The organism is Paenibacillus sp. P22 (assembly GCF_000469945.2).
Classification (GTDB): domain Bacteria; phylum Bacillota; class Bacilli; order Paenibacillales; family Paenibacillaceae; genus Paenibacillus_O; species Paenibacillus_O humicus.
The window spans coordinates 1-3948 of sequence record NZ_CBRA020000277.1; the positions used below are offsets into that span (position 1 = coordinate 1).

At 61.4% G+C, this 3948-nt stretch carries 5 protein-coding genes; all 5 read left to right on the forward strand.

Annotation, left to right across the window (positions count from 1 at the left end; genetic code table 11):
* Nucleotides 1-2381, forward strand: a 2381-nt coding sequence (locus tag BN871_RS25650; RefSeq protein WP_048749975.1) for an efflux RND transporter permease subunit, incomplete at its 5' end; no start/stop codon positions are given.
* Between the two features lie 119 nt (nt 2382-2500).
* Nucleotides 2501-2944, forward strand: coding sequence for a DUF3889 domain-containing protein (locus tag BN871_RS25655; protein WP_021880051.1), 444 nt, complete (start codon nt 2501-2503; stop codon nt 2942-2944).
* Between the two features lie 41 nt (nt 2945-2985).
* Nucleotides 2986-3297 (forward strand): YbjQ family protein, encoded by a 312-nt coding sequence (locus BN871_RS25660; RefSeq protein ID WP_021880052.1) that lies wholly within the window; start codon nt 2986-2988, stop codon nt 3295-3297.
* On the forward strand, nt 3297-3689 hold the full coding sequence (locus BN871_RS25665) for a DnaJ family domain-containing protein (RefSeq protein WP_048749978.1): 393 nt from the start codon (nt 3297-3299) through the stop codon (nt 3687-3689). The genes BN871_RS25660 and BN871_RS25665 overlap by 1 nt, the downstream gene beginning before the upstream one ends.
* Nucleotides 3679-3948: rhodanese-like domain-containing protein (locus tag BN871_RS25670; protein WP_048749982.1), on the forward strand; the 270-nt coding region annotated here is incomplete at its 3' end. The genes BN871_RS25665 and BN871_RS25670, both read left to right, overlap by 11 nt.

A 3948-nucleotide genomic window follows, 5' to 3' on the forward strand; every position in this document is an offset into this window, starting at 1 on the left:
GCCAAGCCGTACCGGACCTAGGCGCCGGAGCTTCCCAAGGCGGAGCGGCTGCGGCGGGCGGCATCACGCTGCCGACCGTCAAGCTGAGCCAGGTGGCCGACGTCGCCGTTACGGGCAAGGCCGACTCCATTTCCCGGACGAACGGCAAGGACAGCATCGGGGTGTCCATCGTCAAAGCGGCCGATGCCAATACGGTCGACGTCACGGATGCCGTCAAATCCAAGATGGATGAGCTGACGGCCAAATACGACGGAATCACGTCCACGGTAACGCTCGACCAGGGCAAGCCGATCAAGGACTCGGTGGAGACGATGCTCACGAAAGCCATTCTCGGCGCGGCATTCGCGATCCTCATCATTCTGCTCTTCCTGCGCGACATCCGTTCGACGATCATCTCGGTCGTCTCGATCCCGCTGTCGCTGCTGATCGCCGTGCTCGTGCTGCAGGAGTTCGACATCACGCTGAACATCATGACTCTCGGCGCCATGACCGTGGCGATCGGGCGGGTCGTGGACGATTCCATCGTCGTCATCGAAAACATATACCGGCGGATGGCGATGTCCAGCGAGAAGCTGACCGGCCGGGAGCTGATCATCTCAGCGACCCGGGAAATGTTCGTCCCGATCGCAGCGTCCACGATCGTGACGATCGCCGTTTTCCTTCCGCTAGGATTCGTATCGGGCATGATCGGCGAAATTTTCCTGCCGTTCGCTCTTACGATGGTATTCTCTCTGCTCGCGTCTCTGGTCGTCGCGGTGACCGTCGTTCCGATGCTGGCCCATATGATGTTCCGCAATGGACTCAAGGGCACGAAGCATGAGGACAAGCCGAGCCGTCTGGCCAACGGATACAAGCGTGTCCTGCGCTGGTGCCTGGACCATAAAGGACTGTCGTTCGGCGCTGCCGTATTGCTTCTCGTAGGCAGCTTGTTCCTGACGCCCCTTATCGGAGTCAGCTTCATCTCGAGCGGCGGCGACAACTCCATGATCGTTACCTACAATCCGGCTCCGGGAGAAACGGCCGAGGATGTGGAAGGGTACGCGACGGCAGCGGAGAAGGAGATCATGGGCCGCAAAGGCGTCGAGATCGTCCAATATTCCATCGGCGGCAGCAACCCGTTCAGCCCGGGCGCTTCCAAGCAGGCGCTGTTCAATATCCGCTACAACAGCGACTTCAAGCATTTTGAGGACGAAAAGAAAGCCGTCGTCGAGCTGCTGCAGAAAAACACGAGCAAAGGCGAGTGGAAGCAGCAGGACTTCGGAGGCGGCGGCCTCGGGGGCAGCAGCCTGACGGTCACGGCCTACGGACCGGACATGAAGGAGCTGGAGCCGGTCGTCACCGAGATCAGCGACAAGCTGAAGTCGGTCGCCAACCTGTCGAACGTGGACACGAGCCTATCGAAAACGTATGAGCAGTACCGCATCGCAGCCGATACCAAGAAGCTGAGCCAGCACGGCCTGTCCGCCGGCCAGCTTGCGATGGCGCTCAGTCCGGTGCGCGAGCAGCCGGTCTTGACGACCATCGAGAAGGATGGCGAGAAGCTCGACGTGCATGTCAAAACCGAGGTCAAATCCTATGCGGACAAAGCAGCGCTTGAAAACGCCTTGATTCCGACTCCGCTGGGAGGCGCCGTCAGGCTCGGCGACGTCGCGACGATCGAGGAAGGCACCACGCCGAATACGGTCACCCGCAAAGGCGACCGCATCTACGCCAGCGTCACCGCCGATGTCACCTCATCCGACATCAGCAAAGCTTCCAAGGATGTGCAGAAGGTCATCGACGAGCTCAAGCTTCCTTCCAATGTCGACGTCGAGATGGGCGGAGTCACCGAGGACATCGGAGAATCCTTCAAGCAGCTCGGACTTGCGATCGCCGTTGCGGTCGCCGTCGTCTACCTCGTCCTCGTCATTACATTCGGCGGCGCGCTGACGCCGCTGACGATTCTGTTCTCGCTTCCGTTCACCGTCATCGGCGCCTTGGTGGGACTGCTCGTCGCCAAGGAAACGATCAGCGTCACGGCGCTGATCGGCATGCTCATGCTGATCGGCATCGTCGTCACCAATGCGATCGTGCTGATCGACCGCGTCATCCATATGGAACGCGAAGGAATGAGCGTGCGCGACGCGCTGCTTGAAGCAGGCGGAACAAGGCTGCGTCCGATTCTGATGACCGCTATCGCTACGGTCGGAGCATTGCTGCCGCTGGCGTTCGGCTTCGAATCCGGCGCGCTGATCTCCAAAGGGCTCGGCGTCACCGTCATCGGCGGCCTGACAAGCTCCACGCTGCTGACGCTGATCATCGTTCCAGTCGTCTACGAGTTCCTGAACCGCAGGCGCGCCAAGCGCCAGCGCAGCGGCTCGCTGGAGACGGCGGCCGAATAAAGCTTCTCCCGAATCCTGCCTTCCATGGGCAGGATTCTTTTTTTTTGGATATCGCATGCAGGCGGCGGCGACACTAACGGAGGAGCTTTCCATCGGACGCATAAGGAGGAAACACATGCATGGGAAATCGAAGAGATCGACATAAGCAGAAGCGGACAGGCTCGCGGCTGCTCCTTGCTTCCTCGATTCTAGCGCTGGCCTGGATGCCGGCGGCGGGAGAGGGGACGGCATGCCCCCGATCCCAGGGGACGTCCAGGGAGGAGCATCCCTTCGTCCTGCCGCCGTCTGCGGCCGTAATTGCCGGCGTGCTGACGCCTTCCCATTCGCCGCCGGCTTATGCCCGCTGGGGCAGGCTGGCCGTCGAGCGCACCAGGGAGAAGTACGCCGCCGGCATTGCCGACTACCGGTATGAAGGCCATTTCGAGCGGGGAGGGGAGCTGGAGGAGTACCGCTTCAAGCTCGTCCTGCAGCCTCGTCCCGGCCTGCCCGCAGCCGTCAGGGTGTCGGTAACGGTTGCCGGCGGCGTCCTCGCAGGGGTAAAATGGGAAGAGACCGGCTTATGAGCCCGCTTGCAGCACCTAATTCCGAATAAGGGGATGACGATATGCTGATCACGACGACACCGACGATTGAAGGAAGACCGATTCAAGAATATACCGGAATCGTAAATGGAGAAGCCATCATGGGAGCGAACGTAGTCCGGGATTTTCTCGCATCCATCACCGATGTCGTGGGAGGGCGCTCCGGCGCCTACGAGGGCAAGCTGAAGCAGGCGCGAGACATCGCCATCGAGGAGATGCGCCAGCAGGCGGCGAGGCTCGGAGCCAACGCCATCGTAGGCGTCGATCTCGACTACGAAGTCGTCCGCGACGGCATGCTGATGGTCACCTGCAGCGGAACGGCCGTCAGGATCTGATGAGCTTCCTGCACTGGCTGGCCGACGAGAAGATCAAGCTCGCCATCAAGGACGGCGAATTCGACGACCTCAAGGGGCTAGGCAAGCCTCTCGACCTGGATGACCTCTCCCACGTTCCGGAAGAGCTCCGAGCTGCCTATCGGATGTTGAAAAATGCCGGCATCGTGCCCGAAGAGGTGCAGCTGAACAAGGATATCGCGACACTCGGCAGTCTGCTTGCGATGTGCGGCAGCGACGAGGAGCGGACGAGCCTGCAGAAGGAGCTCTCCGCCAAGCGGCTGCGGCTGCAGTCGCTCACGGGGTCGAGAGGATGGGACCACCTGCAGGCCTATGCCGACTACAAGGACAAAATTCAAGCGAGACTGGAAGGGGAACAGCGGAATGAGCGCTGAGATCACGACGGAGGAACTGCAGCATCTGCTGGAGACGGGGGAAACCCCGCGCCTGTTCGATGTGCGCGAGGACGACGAATGGGAAGCGGGACATATTCCGCAGGCGCGGCATGTCGCGCTCTCCCGCCTGCCGGACAGCCTCGGCGAGCTTGACGGGGAAGGACCGCTTCTGCTGATCTGCCGCAGCGGCGGACGCAGCGGCCGGGCATGTCAATACTTGCAGGCGCTCGGCTACGATGTCGTCAACGTGCAGGGCGGG

What these genes read in the sequence shown, in the direction of transcription:
- BN871_RS25655 (WP_021880051.1), top strand. Translation starts at nt 2,501, where the DNA reads ATGGGAAATCGAAGAGATCGACATAAGCAGAAGCGGACAGGCTCGCGG.
- BN871_RS25660 (WP_021880052.1), top strand. Translation starts at nt 2,986, where the DNA reads ATGCTGATCACGACGACACCGACGATTGAAGGAAGACCGATTCAAGAA.
- BN871_RS25665 (WP_048749978.1), top strand. Translation starts at nt 3,297, where the DNA reads ATGAGCTTCCTGCACTGGCTGGCCGACGAGAAGATCAAGCTCGCCATC.